Source organism: Flavobacterium glycogeni, from assembly GCF_048286775.1.
GTDB lineage: Bacteria > Bacteroidota > Bacteroidia > Flavobacteriales > Flavobacteriaceae > Flavobacterium.
The window spans coordinates 28,566-50,136 of sequence record NZ_JBLVPV010000006.1 but is presented as its reverse complement, the minus strand read 5'-3'; the positions used below and the strand labels follow the sequence as shown (position 1 = coordinate 50,136).

The window sequence follows — 21,571 nt, the reverse complement described above, 5'->3', positions numbered from 1 at the left end:
TTAAATTATAAATTTTAAATGACATAAATGTTTCCATTTTTAAAACTAATCCGATACCAGAACCTACTGATGCTTGCTTTTATGCAGCTTATTTTCAGGTATGTTTTTTTTAAATTTCAGAATATTCCTTTGGCATTAGCCGATTGGCAATATGGGTTATTGGTTTTATCAACTATTTTAATTGCTGCGGGAGGGTATGTTATCAATAATATTTTTGATCAAAATACGGATATTATCAACAAACCTAACAACGTAATTGTAGGCAAAACCATTTCTGAAACTAATGCCTATAATTTATACATTGGGCTTACTGTTGCTGGTGTGGCTATTGGCTTTTATCTTTCAAATGTTATAGTAAAACCTGGCTTTGCCTCTATTTTTATTCTGATTGCAGCCACGCTTTATTTGTATGCAACAAGCCTGAAACAAATGGTGGTTATTGGTAATATTATTGTGGCATTGTTGCTTTCTTTTAGTGTGATTATCATTGGGATTTTTGATTTATTCCCAACGATTCATGAAGGAAATCAACAACAAATGGGAGTTCTTTTTTCAATCCTTTTAGATTACGCCCTATTTACTTTCTTTCTTAATTTCATGAGGGAAATAATTAAAGATATAGAAGATGTTGATGGTGATTATAACCAAGGAATGAATACATTACCAATTGCAATAGGCAAATCGAGAACCACAAAAATAGTTTTTGGATTGAGCTTTATTCCTATTCTTTTTATGCTTTATTACATCAATAAATACCTACTAGAGTTAGTATTTACAACTGTATATTTATTGCTTTTTGTTGTGGGACCATTATTTTATTTCACCGTAAAAATTTGGACTGCAAAATCTAAAAAAGAGTTCCATACGCTGAGTCTGCTGTTAAAATGGATTCTGCTATTTGGAATTCTGTCCGTTATTGTTATAAGTTTAAATATCAAATACAATGCTTAAAAATAAATTAAAAAAATACACTTTAATTCTGGCTTCGGGTTCACCGAGACGCCAGCAATTTTTCAAGGATTTAGACCTGGATTTTGAAATTCGTTTAAAAGAAATTGAAGAAGTTTACCCTCCGGAATTGAAAGCGGAGGAAATCACTAATTATTTGGCCGAATTGAAAGCCAGCGCTTTTGAAGGAGAATTAAAACCGAATGAAATTCTGGTTACCAGCGACACCATCGTTTGGCATAACAATACCGCTTTGGGTAAACCAAAAGATGAGCAAGATGCTTTTGAAATCTTGAAATCATTATCAAATGCAACGCATGAAGTAATAACTTCTGTTTGTTTTAAAACCAATGAAAAAGCGGATGTATTGCACGAAGTGACCAAAGTTACGTTCAACGAATTAAGCGACGAATCGATTCGTTATTATTTAGAAAACTACAAACCTTACGATAAAGCCGGCGCTTATGGTATTCAGGAATGGATCGGTTTTATAGGTGTTTCAAAAATTGAAGGTTCGTATGCGAATGTGATGGGAATGCCTACGGATAAAGTGTATGAATATTTGAGTAAATTAGCGTAATTAAATTATGAATATGGCCTTTTTTCAAGAATATACAAAAGAACTAATTGCGACAGGAATTCTGGGAATTTTGCTGATTTTATTCCGTATTATTTCAACAAAACTGGTACGACGCTACGCAAAATCAAACCAAACCCTTGAGCATAGATCCAATTTAGTGATTAAATACATTCACTTATTTATCAATATTTTAGTAATTATTGCCTTAATCATAATTTGGGGAGTTGAGACCAAAGACATTTTTATTGGACTTACCTCTGTTACAACCGTTGTGGGTGTTGCTATGTTTGCCCAATGGTCTATTTTGAGTAACATTACATCCGGTGTTATTTTGTTTTTTTCTTTTCCGTTTAAAATTGGGGATGTCATAAAAATCCATGATAAAGATTTTCCCATTGAAGCAGAGATTGAGGATATTGGTGCTTTTCATGTCTACTTAAAAACCATTGATGGAGAAAAAATTATTTATCCAAACAACCTGCTTTTGCAAAAAGGGATTTCAATACTAAAAGACCATTTTGAGGATAGAGAATTCATGGATTAATTGTAATTTTATAAAAAATAAATTACCAATTTCATTCTATTTTGCAAATCAATTGATTAAAAGTGATAATTTTACAACTATTAATGAGAAATATATAATACTTTACTTTCTTTAATACTTCATATTTGTCAATTAGAAACAATGCGATTCATAATTGAATAATAAATTCGTTATTTAAAAAAGTAAGAGAATATGAATGAGATCTTAAAACTTCCATTTTATGCTAAATTAACCCTGATTTTATTGGGATTGATGGCTCTTCTTTTTATTTTTTATATTGGTCAGGATATATTGGTTCCCATAATGATGTCGTTTTTATTTGCAATATTATTGTATCCTATCGTTCAGTTTTTAAAATCAAAACTCCATTTCCCGCATGTATTGGCAGTAATGATTTCAGTACTCCTTTTTGTATTCGCTTTTATTGCTCTTTTTGTATTCCTCTCCTTTCAGATTAGTGACATTGCCAATGATTTTGATAAAATTGAAAGAAATATAAATATTCATATTAGAAATTTTCAAGGGTTTATCAAAGATCATTTTCATTTAAGTTCTAGGGAACAAAAACAATATTTGGATACTGCCACCGAAGATTCCATGGAAAAAGGAAAAGAAATGATTGGTACGACTATAATGTCATTTACGGATACCTTAGTCAATTTGACTTTAATACCCATTTATACTTTTTTAATACTACTGTACAGAACACATTTCATGTTGTTTTTATCTAAACTTTTCAAGAAAGAGAATCATGAACAGTTAAAAAATATTTTAACAAATATAAGAGTAGCCATCAACAGTTACATTGTTGGATTAATTATAGAAATGATTTTAGTTTCGGTAATGACTACGCTCGGATTCATGCTTATTGGTGTTAAGTATGCTATTTTGCTAGGCATAATTACAGGGATTTTAAATCTAATTCCTTACATAGGAATACTTTTTGCCGGAGTGCTGAGTATTGTGGCTTCGCTTACAGGTTCACCGGATTTATCCATAATAGTTGGGATAATTATTATTACCATAATTGTTCAGTTAATTGATAATAACATTTTAGTTCCTATGATTGTAAGTTCTAAAGTAGAGATAAATGCGTTTGTATCGATTATTGGAATTATTATCGGTGGCTCAATTGCAGGAGTTTCCGGTATGTTTTTAGCACTTCCAGTTCTGGCTGTGCTTAAAGTAATTTTTGACAGGATAGAATCCTTAGAGCCTTGGGGATACTTGATGGGTGATCATTTACCAAAAACGTATACCTGGCGTAATATTAAATTACCGCTGTTTGATTCTGAATCTACACCAAAAAAAACTATCATTAAAACAGATATTATAGTTCCGGTATTTACTGAAACTACAACAGAAAAAGACGCTAATAAAACCAATGAATCGTTTCTAAAATAGTAAATTCGAATATTCAAATTCTGAATTTTGTTAATTCGAACCAGTACTTAAAAGATTTTTTCTTTTGTTTCGTTAACAATGTTTAAAATTAATTTTTTTATCATGTTTAAAAAACAAAAACTGATTCTAACTATTTTGATCTGCTGCTGCTATCAGATTTCTTTTGCTCAAGTAGACAAAAAGGAAAAAGATTCTTCAGTAGTGTATAAGCAAATTCAAACCTATTCCAAAAAAAATAAATTCACCAAACTCTTTCATAAATTAGTTTTCAGACCTGTTATTGCAAGAAACAATAAGGAAAAAGTAGTACCAAAAAAATTCAAAAACTTTGAAGGAAAAATTATCAGGAACATCAATATTGTTACATTAGATCCATTTGGCTATTCTGAAATTGATACTACAAAACAACCTAAAAACTGGGCTGAGCGAACCGGAAACAGAATTCACATTAAAACGAATAGGCTAGCAATTAGGAATTTCTTACTTATAAAAAAAAATAAACCCTTAGATTCCTTATTAGTAAAAGAATCGGAACGTTTAATAAGAACTCAAAGATATATCAGTCGGGTTGATGTAACCCCGCAATTGATTAGTAATAATAAGGATTCAGTAGACGTTTACATTCGGGTTTTAGATACCTGGAGTATTATTCCAAAAGGGTCTATTTCAAGTTCAAAAGTCAATTTTGAACTAAATGATCGTAATATTTTGGGTTCAGGCCATGAATTTAGTACTGAATTCACAAACAGATTCAGCGATGGCAAAAATGCTTATCGCGTAGGGTACATCATTCCCAACTTCAAGAATACATTCATTAAAACCACCGTGAATTATCATATCGATTTAGATGATTATTATGGTAAAAGTATAAACATCGAACGCCTATTTTATTCGCCTTTTACTAAATGGGCTGGTGGAATCTATTTTGACAAACAGTTTAGAAAAGATACGCTTCCTGATAGTAATGCAACATTTGCTTTCCAAAATTTTAAATACAATTCGCAAGATGCATGGTTTGGCCGTGCTTTTAGGATTTTCAAAAACAATACGGAGAATGACAGAACAACAAATTTAGTAGTTGCTGGTCGGTTTTTGAATGTAAAATACCTGGATAGTCCACTAATTGATTACGATCCTAATGCTTTTTATTCCAATGAAAAATTTTCGCTTTTAGGTATTGGTATCACTTCCCGCAAGTTCGTTCAAGACAGCTATATTTTCAAAAATGGAATTATTGAAGATGTTCCTATTGGAAAAATATTTGGAATAACTTCGGGCTATCAATATAAAAACAATCTCGGTCGTTACTATTTAGGAGCTCGGGCAGCCTTTGGGAATTATTATAAATGGGGATTTCTAAGTGCTAATTTTGAGTTGGGTACTTTTTTTGAAAAATCGAATACGAAACAGAATGCTTTTTCTTTTCAGGCTAATTATTTTACTAATTTAATAAGTCTTGGAAAATGGAAATTGCGGCAGTTTATTAAACCTCAATTAATTATTGGTTCCAATCATGTGAATATTATTGGCGATCAACTTAATATTAATGAAAACTACGGTATTCAGGGATTTAACAGTGCTGACTATGGAACCGAAAAAGCAATACTGACTTTACAAACTCAAACCTATGCCCCATGGGATCTTTGGGGATTTCGATTAAACCCCTATTTAAACTATTCAGTTGCGATGCTGGGAAATCCCAAAAAAGGATTACTGGAAAATAAAGCATATTCTAAAATTGGTATTGGATTAATAATAAACAATGATTTTTTAGTATTTAGTTCTTTCCAAATTTCACTTTCCTATTATCCATCGATACCGGGTAATGGTGAAAATATTTTCAAAACGAACGCTTTTGAAACTACTGATTTTGGTTTTCAGGATTTTGAATTAGCCAAGCCACGTACCGTAATTTTCAAATAACAAAAGGTCCATTTAGCTGCCGTAATTTTGTACAAGTCAATTTTAAAATCTGATTTTAAAAACATTAAAACACTCTTAATATTCCAAGAGTGTAAATTATATAATTTAATATTATAATTATATAAGATTCCATTAAGTAATATTGCTTACTTTTATAGAACAGAAATTAATAACCAAAAACCTATATAAAGAGATGAAAAAATCACCTTTTACTTAATGATGATGGTATTGTCATTAAGTTTTGCTTAATCGTCTTAACTTTTATTGCAAATAAATTTATAGCTGTAGAAAAAGGAAATGAATCATCGCTTCTTTTTTTATGAAATCTTACGGAACCCAATTAAATGTTAATGAGTTTCTATTGGCACAATTGTTGGCTTTATTATAAAATGAAATAGTAATTGAAAAGTTACTATAAATTGATTACTAATTAAAATTTTTAAAAATGAAAACATTAAAATTAATCATCGCAGGAATTATACTTTTAGTATCCAGTAATACGATGCAAGCACAAGTTTCAGTAAATGTAAATATAGGTAGTCCTCCAGCATGGGGTCCAGTTGGTTACTCAGCTGTAGATTATTATTATTTACCGGATGTTCAAGCGTATTATGATATAAGAGCTACTCAGTTTATTTATTTTGGTGGAGGAAAATGGATTCGTTCAAGAAACTTGCCGTATCAATACCGAAACTATAATTTATATAATGGTTACAAAGTAGTATTAACCGATTATCATGGTTCAAGACCATACAGTAACTTTAATACACATAAAGTAAAATATTACAAAGGATACAAAGGTAAACCTCAAAAATCAATAGGTTCCAATCGTAGTCATAACAACAAAGTATATAAAAATAAAGGGGATAAAGGAAATGGGAATAAAGGAGGAAAAGGAAATAATGGCCATGGAAATGGGAAAAATTAATACTGATTTCATATAATTTAAAAAGAGAGTTCCAAAAAAATTGGGACTCTCTTTTTTTTAAAGCACAAAGTCATAATTAAATGGTATTTTTTTTTGTTTTGGCACAGTTGTTGGCTTAATGAAAAAAGCACCGTAATAAAGAGTTATTATAAAAAGCTATTACTAATTAAATATTTGAAAAAATGAGAACATTAAAATTACTCGCCGTAGGAATTATCCTTTTAGCATCAAGTTCAATACATGCACAAGTCTCAGTAAGTGTAAACATAGGTACGGCTCCATCTTGGGGACCTGTAGGATATGCAGAAGCTGAATATTATTATTTGCCAGATGTTGAAGCGTATTACGATGTAAGAGCCACTCAATTCATTTATTTTGGAGGTGGAAGATGGATACGTTCAAGATACCTACCAAATCAATATAGAAACTATGATCTATATGATGGATACAAAGTAGTATTAAATGATTATCATGGTTCAAGACCGTATAGCCACTTTAATAATCATAAAGTAAAATATTACAGAGGATATCATGGGAGAGAACAAAGAAATATAGGCTATAACAATAACCGTAGAGTATATGTAAAACAAAGAGGGAATGACGATCATAGAAGATATGATAATGATAACCACAGAGAATATAGAAAACATGATAATCGAAATAATGGAAATGGACATGGGAACGGACATGGGAACGGAAACGGACGTGGAAACGGACGTGATAGAGATTAATTAAACGTTTATTTAAAAGTGAGAGAGAACCAAAATTGGTTCTCTCTCTTTTTTTATATAACAGTCCCGTAACTAATATTAATTATTTCAGCCACGAATTCCTATTTTAATTTTTAAAAATTAGTAAAAATTAGTGTAATTCGTGGTTAACTTTTCAAAGCGTTTGTATCCTGTAAATTTAGTCCGCTTTGCGGACAGTCCTATTTTTTATTATTAAAGAAAACCCAAAATATTTCAGAAAAAATTATTTAATTCCTACATTTGAAGTTACTGCAAATTAAATTTAAAAAAATGCAAAAAAAATACGTATCAGCTATTCTAATATTTCTTCTCTGTTGCCAAATAACAAATGCGCAACAACCACAAAAACCAAATTCTGTTGAAATTTACAATCAAATTCAAAAGCTTAATTTTTTAGGTTCGGTACTTTATATAGCAGCGCATCCAGATGATGAAAATACCCGATTAATTTCTTATTTATCCAATGAACAAAAAGCCAGAACGGGATATTTGTCTTTAACACGTGGTGATGGCGGCCAAAACTTAATTGGTACACAATTAAGGGAATTACTAGGAGTGATACGAACTCAAGAACTTATCGAAGCTCGAAAAATTGATGGAGGAGAACAATTTTTTTCTCGTGCCAATGATTTTGGGTTTTCAAAAAATCCAACAGAGACGTTAGAAATTTGGGATAAAGAGAAAGTATTGGCTGACGTTATTTGGGCAATCAGAAAATTTCAACCCGATGTAATCGTCAACAGGTTTGACCATAGATCTGCCGGAACTACACACGGTCATCATACGGCATCGGCAATGTTGAGCGTAGAAAGTTTTGAACTGGCCAATAATCCTGCTATTTTTCCGGAACAATTACAATTTGTAAAACCTTGGCAAACCAAACGCCAGTTTTTCAATACTTCTTGGTGGTTTTACGGAAGTGTCGAAAAATTTAATGCTGCCGATAAAACGAATCTAATTGCCCTGCAAACTGGGGTTTATTATGCCGGATTAGGGAAATCAAATCAGGAAATAGCGGCATTAAGTCGCAGCCGTCATCAATCGCAAGGTTTTGGAAGCACTGGTACGCGTGGCGAAGAAACAGAGTATTTAGAGTTTATAAATGGAGATCTTTTAAAAGAAAAAAAATCTCTTTTTGAAGGAATTGATACCTCTTGGAACCGGGTAAAAGGAGGAAAAGCAATTGGAGAGTTATTGACAACTATTGCAGCTGAATTCGACCATAATAATCCTTCGGCAAGTATTCCAAATTTGGCGAAAGCCTACTCCATGATGAAAGCTTTGGACGAAAATCACTGGGTACCACTGAAATCCGCAGCCATAAAAGAAATTATAGCAGCCTGTTCCGGTTTGTATCTTGAAGCCGTAGCCCAAAATCAGGAAGCGACTCCCGGAAGCATTATTAAATTGAAACTTGAAGCTATTAACAGAAGCTCTGCGCCAATACAATTAATGAGTGTGACGGCTTTGCCTGAACAAATAAATACACCTCAAAATCGCGAATTAAAATATAATATTCTAAATAATATAACCCTAGATTTAAAATTACCCGAATCAATCAACTACACACAACCATATTGGTTAAAAGATAATGGAACAGTTGGGATGTATGCCGTAAATCTACAACAAAACATAGGAATTCCGGATATTATTCGGGAAACTAAAGTGGTCTTTAATATTCAAATTAACGGAATAGAAATCCCATTTGAGCGAACCGTTGTTTATAAATACAATGATGATGTAAAAGGCGAAGTGTATAATTATCTCGACATAGTTCCTGAGGTTACCACTTCAATTTTGGACAAAGTATTACTTTTTAAAGACACAAAAATTAAATACGTAGGCGTAAAAATTAAAGCGGGTAAAGATGCAGTAAAAGGAAATTTACAACTTGAACTTCCTCAAAACTGGGGTGTTTCTCCAAAATCAATTCCTTTTAATATCGAAAAAAAGGGAACGGAACAAATTGTTTATTTTGAAGTAACTGCACCAAATAAATCCGAAGAAGCTGTAGCCAAAAGTGTTGCAATTATTGACAATAAACGATTTGATAAAGAACAAATTATCATTAATTATGACCACATCACAAAACAGCAAGTTTTAAAATCGGCTGAAGCCAAATGCATCAAAACTGATATAAAAACAAATGAAGAAAGAATTGGGTATATCATGGGTGCCGGGGATGAAGTCCCAAGCAGCCTGACCCAATTGGGATATACTGTTACACTGCTTAAACCCGAAGAAATAACACCCGAAAAACTAGAGAATTTTGATGTAGTTATGACAGGTGTTCGTGCCTACAATACCGTTGCAGCATTAGCAAATAAGCAAAATATACTTTTTGACTTTGTAAAAGGAGGAAAAACAATGCTGGTTCAGTACAATACTGCGGGTGATCTTGTAACCGAAAATATAGCACCCTTTCCATTAAAACTTTCCCGTGACCGTGTAACCGAAGAAAATGCTGAAGTACGATTTTTAGCGCCCAATCATCCCGTTTTGAATTTCCCTAACAAAATCACTTCTAAAGATTTTGAAGGATGGAAACAGGAACAAGGATTGTATTACCCAAGCGAATACGACAAAGCCTTCACTCCTATTCTGTCTTCTAATGACAAAGGAGAAAGCCCTAAAAATGGTGCATTATTAATCGCTCCGTACGGAAAAGGGCATTATATTTACACCGGTTTAAGCTTTTTTAGAGAATTACCTGAGGGCGTTACCGGTGCGTATAAATTAATTTCCAATATCATTTCGCTGAAATCATCCGAAAAAATTCCTGCTCAAAAAATCAAGCCTTAACCCAATCAAAAATGGAAACAAAAAAAATAAAAACCTGGAAAAAAAATTATACTTGGGTACTCGTAGCCAATGCAATATACATCCTGATCTTTTGTCTCATCATGAAATTATACTCTTAAACTATGCAATTATTTGATTGGATTATACTGATAGTTACTTTACTGTTCATCGTAATTTACGGCGCTTGGAAAACCAAAGGAAGTAAAAATGTTGAAGACTTTATTCTGGGTAGCAATGAAACGCCTTGGCATATTGTGGGACTTTCAGTTATGGCAACACAAGCCAGTGCGATTACATTTCTTTCCACTCCAGGACAGGCCTATCATGACGGAATGGGTTTTGTACAATTCTACTTTGGATTGCCAATTGCCATGGTGGTAATTTGCGTCACATTTATCCCTTTGTACCACAAATACAAAGTGTATACGGCTTATGAATACCTCGAAGAAAGATTTGATTTAAAAACCCGTTCCCTTGCAGCCATTCTTTTCTTGTTCCAAAGAGGTTTAGGAACCGGATTGACCATTTATGCGCCAGCCATCATTTTGTCGGCAATATTGGGTTGGAATCTTACCTATATGAATATTATTATTGGTGTTTTAGTTATCATTTATACCTTTTCGGGCGGAACAAAAGCAGTGAATGTAACTCAAAAACAGCAAATGTTTGTGATTATGTCCGGAATGCTAATCACCTTTTTTCTGATATTACATTATTTACCTAATGATATGACATTTACCAGTGCGTTGCATATTGCCGGCGCAAATGACAAAATGGATATTGTCAATTTCTCTTTAGATCCAGAAGAAAAATATACTTTTTGGAGCGGAATCACAGGAGGTTTTTTCCTTGCATTAGCTTATTTTGGAACCGATCAATCTCAGGTAGGGCGTTATTTATCAGGGAGATCAGTTCGGGAAAGTCAAATGGGACTGATTATGAACGGTCTTTTAAAAGTACCTATGCAGTTCTTTATTTTACTTACCGGAGTTATGGTTTTTGTTTTCTTCCAATTCAATCCTGTTCCGTTAAATTTTAATCCAAACAACAAAGCCATGATTGAAAAGTCGGCTTACAAAGGCGAATACAATGCTTTGGAGAAAAAATTAGACGATTTATCCGAGGATAAAAAAGTAATTAATCTGTTGTACATCGATCAGCTCAATCAAGATTATGACAATCCAATCCTTCGAAAAGAATTAGTGGCTTTGTCCAATAAAGAAAAAGATTTAAGAGATCGAGCTAAAGAAATAATCCTGAAAGCCGATAGCAACAGTGAAACCAACGATAAAGATTATGTGTTTTTTCACTTTATACTCAATTATTTACCCAAAGGACTTATCGGCTTATTGCTGGCTGTTATCATTTCAGCAGCAATGTCATCTACCGCTTCGGGACTGAATGCATTGGCATCTACAACAGCAATTGATATTTACAAACGTAATCTGAAAGAAGAAAAATCAGAACGGCATTACCTCTATGCTACAAAATTCTTTACATTATTGTGGGGAGTTATTGCAATACTATTTGCTTGTATTGGAACGCTGTTTGAAAATTTAATTCAATTGGTAAATATCATTGGATCTATATTTTACGGAACTGTATTGGGAATTTTCCTCGTTGGTTTTTATTTAAAAAATGTACAGTCCAAAGCTATTTTTTACAGCGCCGTAGTAAGTCAGATTACTATTTTTATCATTTACTATTACGCCATTTATATTTTCCCTAGCGGAGAAGAAAAACTGGGATATTTATGGCTTAATTTCATTGGAGCAATGTTAACGATTGTAATTTCCTTGCTATTGCAATGGACCATTTTCAGGAAACAGAGAGCGATTACAGCCTAAATAAAAATATTAAAACTAAATGATTGTTTAGTTTCTAAAAACTATTAACCGCAGATTCACAGATTATATTAATAATAGCATTTTTCTTTTGTAATTACTGTAATAAACAACCGCAAAATTTGCCATTCGACGAAGGAGAAATCTCATCAAGTTATTCAGATTGTGTGATTCCTCCTTCGTCGGACACGAGGGCTATGCCCGAATTGGCGAAGCAATGACAAAGCGTGCGTAGTTCAGTTGTTTTATCAAGAAAGTTTGTCATCTCGACAAAGGAGAGATCACACTAGTAACTCGACAATCCTACTAAATTCAATTCGTTTTTCCTTAACTTAATGACATTGCACGAGCGATAGCGAACTAGCGAAGCAATGACAATATTACCAATAAATATTCCAGTATTTTTAAAAATAAAATGGTATTATGTTCTACAATTAAAATCATAATTCCTTATTTTTCAAACAAAAAAAATCCCGTCTCGATAATTCAAGACGGGATTTTTTTGCAAAACAGTTAGAATAATTAGTTCTTACTCCACTCTGCAATACTATCTTTATTCATTTTTACGTAGTCTTGGTTTTTAGCAATTTCAGCCGCTGCAAGAGATAATTTTGCAGTTTCGATCGCTCCTTTTTTATCTCCAAGTTTTGCTTGAATCAACGACTTCAATCTGTTATACCAAAACGGTTTGTCATTAGACATATCTAACGCTTTGTTTACATAAACTAATGCTTTTGCATTGTCACCATTCGATTGAAATAAAAATTGAGCTGCAGAAAAATAATCTGCACCAGTTGGTCCCGCTAATGCTTTCTCGATATTAGCCGTTGCTTTTTGTTGTGTAGGCACTTCAAATTTCACAGCTGCATACGAGTTCTCCCAATACATTTCTAAAAAGGCAAAATTGTTGTCTAAACCACTAATTCCAATAGTAAATGTTTCTACTTTTCTATTTAACGTTTCTGGTTTAACAGTAACTCTAAGTGCAACATTTTCTTCTTTCCATTCTTCTGGATTACCCCAGTTATCAGTGGTTTTATAAAATATTATTTCCCAGCTTTCTATTTTTGGAATCGTATACAACGAATATTTTCCTTTTTTCAACGTTTTACCATCAATAACAACATCGTCGCTAAAGGATACTGTTGTATTTTCATTCGCTCCAGTTCTCCATACTTTTCCAAAAGGGATTAAATTACCAAAAACTGCTCTTCCTCTTGCACTTGGTCTCGAATAATTAATTTCTACATCTGTCAAACCTACTGCTTGCATGATTGTAGATTTTGGACTTGACTGAGGTGTTTTTACTTGTGCCTCAATGGTGAAATTTGCTATAATAATGGCAAATACAATGATTATTTTTTTCATGTTATAATTTTTTATGATTTCCAAATTTACAAATTCAGCGGCTTTCAAATGTTAATTATTTCTTAATTTAGAGTCAATATTCTTGACGGCATCAAAACCCAATTCGTTAAAATGATTAATCACAACATCAGCTTCCGATAAATCTTGCGCTTCAGAATGAATACTGTTGTACCCCACGCACAAAATTCCGGCAGCTTTCGCCGCTTTTATTCCATTCGTACTGTCTTCAATCACAATACAGCTTTCCTTTGGTGCAATTGATAAACTTGATGCATGTTCAAAAATAGCAGGATGTGGTTTCGATTTAGGGAAATCTTCCCCGCTTACCACATGCGTAAAATAGTCATGTAACTTAAACCGGCTAAACACACGTTCAATAGTAACTTTTGAAGCCGAAGAAGCCAGAATCAATTGCATTCCGTTTTCGTGTAATTCTTTAATAAGATTTTCAACACCTTCCAATAATTCCAAATCAGCTTTACTATCAAAAGCATCATTAAAAATAGTCCGTTTTCTTTGAATTAAATCTTCAACTTCCTGTTCAATTACAAAAACCTCCTTCAATTTCTGAAACGTATTTCGAGTAGAAAAACCCGTAAAAGAAGTGTACATTTCTTCCGTAACAGTAATATTTAATTCATCGAATTGTTTGAAATAAGCATAACGGTGTACGGGTTCAGTATCGACAATTACACCATCCATGTCAAAAATTACGGTTTGTATCATTTGAGTTTTTTTGATTATTTGGTTATGAGTTAGAAGTTACACTTGCTTACGCTTAACTTCTAACCTTTAACACTTAACATTATTTCTTAAGTAAATAGCGAATCACGGTTTCTGCAGCATACAAACCAAATAATCCCGGCATGTAACTATTAGTTCCGTAAAATGATTTTTTAAAATTGGATCCGTCAGTCATTTTCAAACTCGTTTCGTCTTGAATTTCAGAAGAAAAAACCACTTTCAGTTTATCAATTTTTACTTCTTTCAATCGTCTTCGGATGGTTTTGGCAAAGAAACAATTCACGGTATTGGTAATATCCGTCACTTTCACTTTAGAAGCTTCCATTTTTCCGCCAGCGCCCATACTGCTGATGATTTTTACTCTTTTTCGCTTGGCGCCAATAATCAAATTCAACTTTGGAGTCACACTGTCAATGCAATCCAAAACATAATCAAATTCCTCTGAAACAATTTCGAAAGCACGCTCCGGCGAAAGAAATTCCTGCACACGAGTCAATTTCAATTCTGGATTAATGTCCATCAATCGATCCCCAACAACAGTCACTTTGGGTTGTCCCACAGTAGAATGTAAAGCCGGTAATTGTCGGTTTATATTGGTAATGTCAACTACGTCACCATCAACAATAGTCATAGTTCCCACTCCTGCTCTTGCCAAAAATTCAGCCGCAAAAGAACCAACACCACCTAATCCTACAACCAATACATTTGCATTTTTTAAATTATCTAAACCTTCTTTTTTAAATAAAAGTTCGGCTCTTTCTGTCCACTCTGCCATTTTCTTTAGTTTATTGTTTATAGTTTGTTGCTCTCAAAAATCTGAAATCAAAAATCGTTACCCGAGAGCTCTGCTCGAACTGGCGAAGCAATCTTCACTCTTAAATCAATTATAGTTTAATCTTGAATACTTCATTAAAATTTGTATTCACTATTTCCTTTATTTTTTCCACCGAAATTCCTTTGTACTTTCCTGCTGATTCATAAACTGCTTCAATTCCTTCTTCAACAGTATCCGTTTCCAGAAAAAATCGATTATTGGGAACGCTTTTAAAAACATCCCGATAGCTATCGGGATCAAATTCCGTCCCGAAGCTTCGGGATTGCAATAAATATTTTCCAAACGAAATATAAAATCCATTGTCCACTAATTGTTTGGCAACTTGTGCATTTTTCGAAAATCCATGAATCAACATTGGAACTGAAATATTCAATTTTTTCTTAAGTGCAATCAATTCCTGAAAAGCCGCAACACAATGTATTACCACTGGTTTTTGATATTGCTGTGCCAAAAGCAATTGCTTTTCGAAAACCATTTGTTGCAATTCCATTGGAATTTCGATGCGTTTGTCCAATCCGCATTCGCCAACAGCGAGACAATTTGCCTCTTGTAATTTACTTTCGATTATCGCCAAATCAGCTTCTATTCGTTCTTCAACGATAAACCACGGATGAATCCCGATGGAATAATACGGAATCGTAGCATCAAATTCCTGTGGATATTGATTCACTAATTCCAACACATTGGGTTGATTGGTACATTTATGCGTATGCAGATTAAAGAATTCCATTAGTCGTGAAACTTTTTAACCCCAGCTTTTATTTCAATATTCAAATCATTTTCCAACGGGACTTTTGGACAGGAATACTTAGGATTATAAGCGCAATACGGATTGTATGATGTATTAAAATCAATCACAATTGTATTTCCTTTTGGAATTCTTAAATCGATATATTTCCCGCCAATGTAACTTTCGGTACCTGAAGTCAAATCAGAAAACGGCAGAAATAAATAGTCTTTGTATTCCTCCTTTTTCGAAAGCTCAATATTCTTGTACACATTCAGTTTAAAATCCCGACCATCGATTGTAAAAGAAAGTTCACCATATTTTACATACAATGGTTTCCTGTCCGTTGATGTTTTCATTTCAAAAGGCTGCTCGTTTTCTGTTCTGAGAAATGCAGCTGCCACAAAAAACTTTTCGTCAATAGGATAAAAATCAAGTGTTTTAAATTCTGCTAAATCTTCTGTAGTCAAAGGACTTGTCTTTGCATCCGCATATTCTGTGTTTAATTCCTTTTGAAATTTGGCTACAGCCGAAACGTCAAATTGTTCTTGGCCAAAGCCAAAATTCAATTGTACTAAAAACAACAAAGTGAATAGCGTTCTCATGTTCTGATTTTTATGCAAAAATAGTTTAAAAGTTACTAGGACACAAAGACGCATCGGTACAAAGTTTTCTACCTTTGTGAAATTATAACTTTAGATATGCTCAAAACTGCTTTTCAACGCTACATAAATAATTTCAGAGGATTTACAAGAGAAGTTTGGATTCTTACGCTGATTACTTTTATCAATCGTGCCGGTACAATGGTTTTGCCTTTTTTATCCAAATATCTGAAAGAAGATTTAAGCTTTTCTTATGCTCAAGTAGGATGGATTATGGTTGCTTTTGGTTTTGGTTCTATGTTAGGATCTTGGCTTGGTGGCAAATTATCCGATAAAATAGGTTTTTACAGAATCATGGTTTTCAGCTTATTCACCAGCGGAATATTACTGTTTTTAGTACAATACATACGAACTTTTTGGGGATTGTGTTTTGCAATGTTCTTCATAATGACCGTTGCTGATATGTTTCGTCCCGCTATGTTTGTATCTCTGGGAACGTATGCAAAACCTGAAAATCGCACCAGAGCATTGACTTTAGTTCGATTAGCGGTTAATTTAGGTTTTACCGCAGGACCTGCTTTGGGAGGTTTAATCATTATGAATTTAGGTTACAGCGGATTATTTTGGGTAGATGGAAGTTCCTGTATCGTATCTATTTTGATTTTCACATTATTGGTAAAAGAACGTAAAAAACCAGCCGATTTAGACACAGCAAATAGTGAAACTGAAATACCTGCTTCTGTTTTCAAAGACAAGATATTCTGGATTTTTCTCTTTATCTGTTTTATAACGGCAATGCTTTTCTTTCAACTTTTTACCACTTTGCCATTGTATCACAATGAAAAATTTGGGCTGACAGAATTTCAAAGCGGACTTTTATTATCCTTAAATGGACTTTTGATTTTCTTCCTGGAAATGCCAATTGTGAGCATTAGCCAAAGAAAAAACATCGATAAACTCAAAATTATTCTTTGGGGTTCGCTGCTAATGTCCATTAGTTTTTATGTTTTAATGATTAATATTTGGGCGGGAATATTAATTGTCAGTATTCTTTTTATCACTTTTGGAGAAATGTTCATCTTCCCTTTCTCCAATTCTTTCGCTTTAAGCCGAGCACCAAAAGGTCACGAAGGTCGCTACATGGCTTTGTTTACAATGAGTTTCAGCTTAGCACACATTGCAAGCTCTAAAACTGGACTGGAAATCATTGCTGCCTTTGGCTACCAAACCAATTGGTTTGTCATGGGTAGTTTAGGAATTCTCTCGGTAGTCGGTTGTATTTGGCTGCAAAAATTAATTAAGCTGGAAAACAGATAGTTCCCCAATATACTTGTTTGATTTTGATGTTTTTGTGCTAAAATAAATTTGATTTTAGCACAAAACCTGTTTTTTTAGTTAATTAACTATATTTTTAGTTGCATAACTAGTAATATAGTTGTATGTTTGATTCAAATAAAAAAATCATGCAAAAACTGACGAACAAAGAAGAAGAAATCATGCACATTTTATGGAAGCTCAAAAAAGCATTCGTAAAAGAAGTCATGGCAGAAATAACAGAAGAGCAACCCCACTATAACACACTTTCTACTATTGTGCGTAATCTGGAAGAAAAAGGTTTTGTGTCGCACAATGCTTTTGGAAACACGCACCAATACTATCCTATCGTGAGTTTAGAAGAATACAGAAAACGCTTCATGAACACGGCTATCGATAATTACTTTAACAGTTCCTACAAAAATATGGTTTCACATTTTGCCAAAGAAGAGAAAATTTCTGCAGCCGAATTACGGGAGATTTTGGTAATGATTGAAACTCAAAAAGAAGAAAAATAATCCTTCTTTAAAAAAATAACTCCAGAATAAAATCAAGAATCGTTATGGAAGCATTATACATTTACCTCATCAAATCCAGTGGATTAATCGCACTGTTTTATTTGGCTTATTATTTTATGTTGCGAAAAGAAACCTTTTTCACGAGTAATCGTTGGTTTCTGTTACTGGGTTTACTCACTTCTGTAGTTTTACCGTTAGTCGTTTATACCAAAATAATAGTGGTAGCGCCAAGTTCTAAAAACATCGACTGGTCAAAAATTCCTGTGACAAATAGTATCGAAAATGACGCTTTTGAGATCAATTGGTATTTAATTTTTGGAATTGCATACGCAATTGGAATAGTTTTATTTCTGGTCAAATTTGCTTTCGATTTTTATAGCTTAAGTACCGTTTTGAAAGGAAAAACCATTCAAAATCAAGCTGATTTTAAATTTATTGATACCACTGAAAACGTTGCTCCATTTTCTTATTTTAATACTATCGTTTACAATTCGTCATTGTACAGCAACTCCGAATTAGAAAATATTTTGGAACACGAAAAAGTGCATTGTGAGCAAAACCATACCGTTGACGCATTGATTTCCAGAGTTTTTTGTATTCTTTTTTGGTTCAATCCATTCATTTGGTTGTATAAAAAGGCGATTTTGCAAAACTTGGAATTCATTGCTGACAACGAAGCCACAAAAAAGATATCCGACAAAAAAGCGTATCAGTTCACGCTTTTAAAAATAACAACACATGAAAATTGTGTTGCCATTACCAATCATTTTTATCAATCATTAATCAAAAAACGAATCGTTATGTTAAACAAAAATCAATCAAACAAAAGAAATTCCTGGAAGTATGCACTTATTCTTCCCGTATTAGTGGCATTTATATCTTTATTTCAAATTGAGGTAATTGCTCAGGAAAAAGTAAAAGAAGAAACCAATAAAGTGCAATCAAAACATCCGGTTACTGCTGCTATAGAAATACAACAAGAAAAAGACAGTATCAAAAAAATTAAAGCTCTCATAGTTAATAATACCAAAAATGAAGGTATTGATCAAAATACAGAAATTTTTATTGATGGAAAAAAAGTGAGCAAAGAAGAATTAGATAGAACCAATCCGGATGACATAACTACAATGAATGTCACTAAGGATAATAACAAATCTATAATAAGAATTGTAACAAAAGGTAAAACCGCAGAAAGTACAAGTATATTTAATTCTGATGTACAAACAACGGATTTGAGATTAGAAAATGTAGATCCTAATAGTTTAAATATTCTTCAAAAACCAAAAAGAACTTATACGGTTACAAAGGTAACGACAGAAAAAAATGGCGTTCCTGGAGATGCAGAATATTTTATTGACGGAAAAAAAGTAAGCCCGCTAGAGGCAGAAAGCATGAATCCGAATCATATAAGCTCAGTAAATGTACAAAAAGATGGTACTTCAACTAAGAATTCAATCCGTATTATTACTAAAAGCTATTTAGATGGGAAAGAAATGATACCAGAGCCACCAACTCCACCTATTGCTCCAAATTTTAAATTTAAAGCTCCTAAAGCACCCCTTTTTCCCAAAGCACCGAAGGCACCAAAAGGAGACCCCACGGCAGGTGATAAAAAAGCTTGGAAAGAATTCGATAAAAAAATGGAAGACTACGAGGCTAAAATGAAAAAACTGGAACCTCAAATAGAAGCTTTCGATAAAGAGATGGAAGAATTTGAAAAGAAAATGAAGCCATTCAATAAAGAAATGGCTGCTTTTGAGAAAAAAATGAAAGTGTATGAACAACAAATGGAAGAATATCATTCTAACTTAGAACGCGAAAGAAAAAAATAACAACTCCCATAAATAACAAAAAAAAGACGGTCTTCATCAAGACCGTCTTTTTTTATATCTTTGTCCAAAACAAAACCGTATGTATAAAATTCTGGCACAAATCAACAAAGTCATTTTACCTAGTTTCACCAAGCAGCGATTGGATTTGGCTAAAGCCAAAAAATGGCAGATGGCAATTATTGGTTTTAGATATTACGTAACCACACGTGCATTAGATTAATACGTAATCGCAGCAAAAATTTCATTGCCTTTAATTTTTGCTCTTCCATTTAAGAAAGCCAATTCCATCAGGAAATTGCATTGCACAATTTCGCCACCCAACCGTTCCACCAATTCACAAACTGCTTTGGCTGTTCCTCCGGTTGCCAAAACATCATCGTGAATCAGAATTCGATCTCCTTTTTGAATCGCATCGGTGTGAATTTCTAAAGTATCCGTTCCATATTCCAAATCATACGTTGCAGAAATGGTTTCGTAAGGCAACTTGTTAGGCTTTCGAACCGGAATAAAACCAACATTTAATTCCTGTGCAATCAGCATCCCAAAGAAAAACCCTCGACTCTCCACTCCTATTACCTTGTCTATTTTTTTATCTGCAAGGGATGAAACCAATATATTCAAGCATTTTTTCCTTGCTTCGGGATCAATTAACAAGGGAGTGATGTCTTTAAACAAAATTCCTTCTTTGGGAAATCCCTGAATATCACGTATATACTTTTCTAGTGGCATATTTTTTTATTTTTATCTAAAATTAGTCTTGCAATTTACATATTTATTCCTATATTTGCACCCGCAATAAGGCCTTGTGGCGCAACTGAATAGCGCACTTGATTACGGCTCAAGAGGTTACTGGTTTGAATCCAGTCAAGGTCACAAAACCCCAACAAAAGTTGGGGTTTTTTTATGTTTATACCCCAGTACTCTTACTCCAGTTAGTACTGCCAATTTAAAAAAAAGTAAACCAAAAAACAAGTACGATTCCTTTTTCAGATGATGGATATGCAATCCAAACATATAAACAGTAATTTTACAGCATAAATATATAAATCTATGTTATTTCTAATCTTAAGTATTATTTGCAGTGTAACCGTGGGCGTGATATTTAAAGTCGCCCGTAAATATACCATCAGCCACACCCAAATAGTCACTTGGAATTATGTGTTTGCATGCATATTTTGCTACCTGTCATTCAGCCCAGATTTAAATACAGTTAAAACTACAGCGCCATGGTGGCTTTATATAACCATTGGTGTTTTATTACCTTCTATATTTCTTTTCTTGGCGGCATCCATTAAACACATGGGAATCGTAAAAACCGACGCTGCCCAACGCCTCTCATTATTTATTCCTATTCTTGCGGCTTGGCTACTCTTCAAAGAACAATTCAGTATGCTGAAAATTTCGGCTTTCGTATTGGCTATCCCGGCACTGTTGCTTATTCTCACTAAAAACACCGAAAACACTAAAAATAAATGGGGTTATCCAGCAGTAGTTTTGATAGGCTTTGGAGTTATAGACATTCTCTTCAAACAAATTGCCACTTATACCAGCCTGCCTTATACCACTTCACTATTTGTCATCTTAGCAATAGCAATGAGTATAATGATTACTGTGGTTGCTTATGAAGTGATTTTTAAAAAAGCAACATTAAATATCCTTAATATTCTTTTTGGTGGCTTAGTCGGTATTTTCAACTTTGGAAATATTCTTTTCTACCTTAAAGCACATCAGGAATTTTCAAAAAATCCTTCAACCGTTTTTGCAGGCATGAATATGGGAGTGATTATTTTAGGCAGTCTTGTGGGTACTTTAATTTTTAAAGAAAAACTGAGTAAAATGAATCTTATAGGCCTTTTTCTGGCTTTAATAGCGATTGTCTTAATCGTGCTCTCACAACACTAAAAAT

Annotated in this window: 20 protein-coding genes and 1 tRNA gene; 15 read left to right on the top strand and 6 right to left on the bottom strand. The window is 33.3% G+C overall.

What is annotated here, in order from left to right:
- The first annotated feature begins 27 nt into the window (after positions 1 to 27).
- The 9 genes from ACNQGX_RS06605 to ACNQGX_RS06565 all read left to right on the top strand — a co-directional run bounded on the left by ACNQGX_RS06605 (position 28) and on the right by ACNQGX_RS06565 (position 11,728).
- Entirely contained in the window at positions 28 to 951 is a 924-nt protein-coding gene (locus tag ACNQGX_RS06605) for a geranylgeranylglycerol-phosphate geranylgeranyltransferase (protein ID WP_417975139.1), read from the top strand.
- The gene (locus tag ACNQGX_RS06600; protein ID WP_417975138.1) at positions 944 to 1,528 is read left to right on the top strand and encodes a Maf-like protein; all 585 of its coding nucleotides are present in this window, start codon (positions 944 to 946) and stop codon (positions 1,526 to 1,528) included. The genes ACNQGX_RS06605 and ACNQGX_RS06600 overlap by 8 nt, the downstream gene beginning before the upstream one ends.
- 13 nt (positions 1,529 to 1,541) lie before the next feature.
- Positions 1,542 to 2,072 carry a mechanosensitive ion channel domain-containing protein gene (locus ACNQGX_RS06595; protein ID WP_417975276.1) on the top strand — a complete coding sequence of 177 codons (531 nt, stop codon included), beginning with the start codon at positions 1,542 to 1,544 and terminating at the stop codon, positions 2,070 to 2,072.
- 192 nt (positions 2,073 to 2,264) lie between these two features.
- Positions 2,265 to 3,476, top strand: coding sequence for an AI-2E family transporter (locus ACNQGX_RS06590; RefSeq protein ID WP_417975137.1), 1,212 nt, complete (start codon positions 2,265 to 2,267; stop codon positions 3,474 to 3,476).
- A 102-nt stretch (positions 3,477 to 3,578) separates the two neighbouring features.
- On the top strand, positions 3,579 to 5,399 hold the full coding sequence (locus tag ACNQGX_RS06585; protein WP_417975136.1) for a BamA/TamA family outer membrane protein: 1,821 nt from the start codon (positions 3,579 to 3,581) through the stop codon (positions 5,397 to 5,399).
- 445 nt (positions 5,400 to 5,844) lie between these two features.
- Positions 5,845 to 6,327 (top strand): hypothetical protein, encoded by a 483-nt coding sequence (locus ACNQGX_RS06580; protein ID WP_417975135.1) that lies wholly within the window; start codon positions 5,845 to 5,847, stop codon positions 6,325 to 6,327.
- A 182-nt stretch (positions 6,328 to 6,509) separates the two neighbouring features.
- The gene (locus ACNQGX_RS06575) at positions 6,510 to 7,058 is read left to right on the top strand and encodes a hypothetical protein (protein WP_417975134.1); all 549 of its coding nucleotides are present in this window, start codon (positions 6,510 to 6,512) and stop codon (positions 7,056 to 7,058) included.
- 291 nt (positions 7,059 to 7,349) lie between these two features.
- The gene (locus tag ACNQGX_RS06570; RefSeq protein WP_417975133.1) at positions 7,350 to 9,881 is read left to right on the top strand and encodes a PIG-L family deacetylase; all 2,532 of its coding nucleotides are present in this window, start codon (positions 7,350 to 7,352) and stop codon (positions 9,879 to 9,881) included.
- 122 nt (positions 9,882 to 10,003) lie between these two features.
- On the top strand, positions 10,004 to 11,728 hold the full coding sequence (locus tag ACNQGX_RS06565; protein WP_417975132.1) for a sodium:solute symporter family protein: 1,725 nt from the start codon (positions 10,004 to 10,006) through the stop codon (positions 11,726 to 11,728).
- A gap of 519 nt (positions 11,729 to 12,247) precedes the next feature.
- Here the strand turns inward: ACNQGX_RS06565 and ACNQGX_RS06560 are convergent.
- The 5 genes from ACNQGX_RS06560 to ACNQGX_RS06540 all read right to left on the bottom strand — a co-directional run bounded on the left by ACNQGX_RS06560 (position 12,248) and on the right by ACNQGX_RS06540 (position 16,004).
- Positions 12,248 to 13,093: a DUF2911 domain-containing protein gene (locus ACNQGX_RS06560; protein ID WP_417975131.1), complete on the bottom strand. Its 846-nt coding sequence runs from the start codon at positions 13,091 to 13,093 to the stop codon at positions 12,248 to 12,250.
- A gap of 51 nt (positions 13,094 to 13,144) precedes the next feature.
- Positions 13,145 to 13,819 (bottom strand): HAD family hydrolase, encoded by a 675-nt coding sequence (locus tag ACNQGX_RS06555; RefSeq protein ID WP_417975130.1) that lies wholly within the window; start codon positions 13,817 to 13,819, stop codon positions 13,145 to 13,147.
- Between the two features lie 79 nt (positions 13,820 to 13,898).
- Positions 13,899 to 14,612 carry a tRNA threonylcarbamoyladenosine dehydratase gene (locus ACNQGX_RS06550; RefSeq protein ID WP_282732395.1) on the bottom strand — a complete coding sequence of 238 codons (714 nt, stop codon included), beginning with the start codon at positions 14,610 to 14,612 and terminating at the stop codon, positions 13,899 to 13,901.
- Positions 14,613 to 14,721: 109 nt separating this feature from the next.
- Positions 14,722 to 15,402 carry a TatD family hydrolase gene (locus ACNQGX_RS06545; protein WP_417975129.1) on the bottom strand — a complete coding sequence of 227 codons (681 nt, stop codon included), beginning with the start codon at positions 15,400 to 15,402 and terminating at the stop codon, positions 14,722 to 14,724.
- The gene (locus ACNQGX_RS06540; RefSeq protein WP_417975128.1) at positions 15,402 to 16,004 is read right to left on the bottom strand and encodes a DUF1684 domain-containing protein; all 603 of its coding nucleotides are present in this window, start codon (positions 16,002 to 16,004) and stop codon (positions 15,402 to 15,404) included. The genes ACNQGX_RS06545 and ACNQGX_RS06540 overlap by 1 nt, the downstream gene beginning before the upstream one ends.
- Before the next feature lie 96 nt (positions 16,005 to 16,100).
- Between ACNQGX_RS06540 and ACNQGX_RS06535 the strand changes: the two genes are divergently transcribed.
- From ACNQGX_RS06535 to ACNQGX_RS06520, 4 genes are all read left to right on the top strand, one after another.
- Positions 16,101 to 17,318: an MDR family MFS transporter gene (locus ACNQGX_RS06535; RefSeq protein ID WP_417975127.1), complete on the top strand. Its 1,218-nt coding sequence runs from the start codon at positions 16,101 to 16,103 to the stop codon at positions 17,316 to 17,318.
- 146 nt (positions 17,319 to 17,464) lie between these two features.
- On the top strand, positions 17,465 to 17,833 hold the full coding sequence (locus tag ACNQGX_RS06530; RefSeq protein ID WP_417975126.1) for a BlaI/MecI/CopY family transcriptional regulator: 369 nt from the start codon (positions 17,465 to 17,467) through the stop codon (positions 17,831 to 17,833).
- 44 nt (positions 17,834 to 17,877) lie between these two features.
- The gene (locus ACNQGX_RS06525; protein WP_417975125.1) at positions 17,878 to 19,665 is read left to right on the top strand and encodes a M56 family metallopeptidase; all 1,788 of its coding nucleotides are present in this window, start codon (positions 17,878 to 17,880) and stop codon (positions 19,663 to 19,665) included.
- A gap of 79 nt (positions 19,666 to 19,744) precedes the next feature.
- Positions 19,745 to 19,885, top strand: a complete 141-nt coding sequence (locus ACNQGX_RS06520; protein ID WP_091170625.1) for an SsrA-binding protein — start codon at positions 19,745 to 19,747, stop codon at positions 19,883 to 19,885.
- Here the strand turns inward: ACNQGX_RS06520 and ACNQGX_RS06515 are convergent.
- On the bottom strand, positions 19,882 to 20,394 hold the full coding sequence (locus ACNQGX_RS06515; RefSeq protein ID WP_282716710.1) for an adenine phosphoribosyltransferase: 513 nt from the start codon (positions 20,392 to 20,394) through the stop codon (positions 19,882 to 19,884). The genes ACNQGX_RS06520 and ACNQGX_RS06515 overlap by 4 nt on opposite strands.
- A gap of 70 nt (positions 20,395 to 20,464) precedes the next feature.
- On the opposite strand from ACNQGX_RS06515, the gene ACNQGX_RS06510 reads away from it, so the two are divergent.
- Together ACNQGX_RS06510 and ACNQGX_RS06505 are read left to right on the top strand one after the other, a co-directional pair.
- Positions 20,465 to 20,538, top strand: a tRNA-Arg gene (locus ACNQGX_RS06510).
- A gap of 177 nt (positions 20,539 to 20,715) precedes the next feature.
- The gene (locus ACNQGX_RS06505; protein WP_417975124.1) at positions 20,716 to 21,567 is read left to right on the top strand and encodes an EamA family transporter; all 852 of its coding nucleotides are present in this window, start codon (positions 20,716 to 20,718) and stop codon (positions 21,565 to 21,567) included.
- Positions 21,568 to 21,571 lie beyond the last annotated feature (4 nt).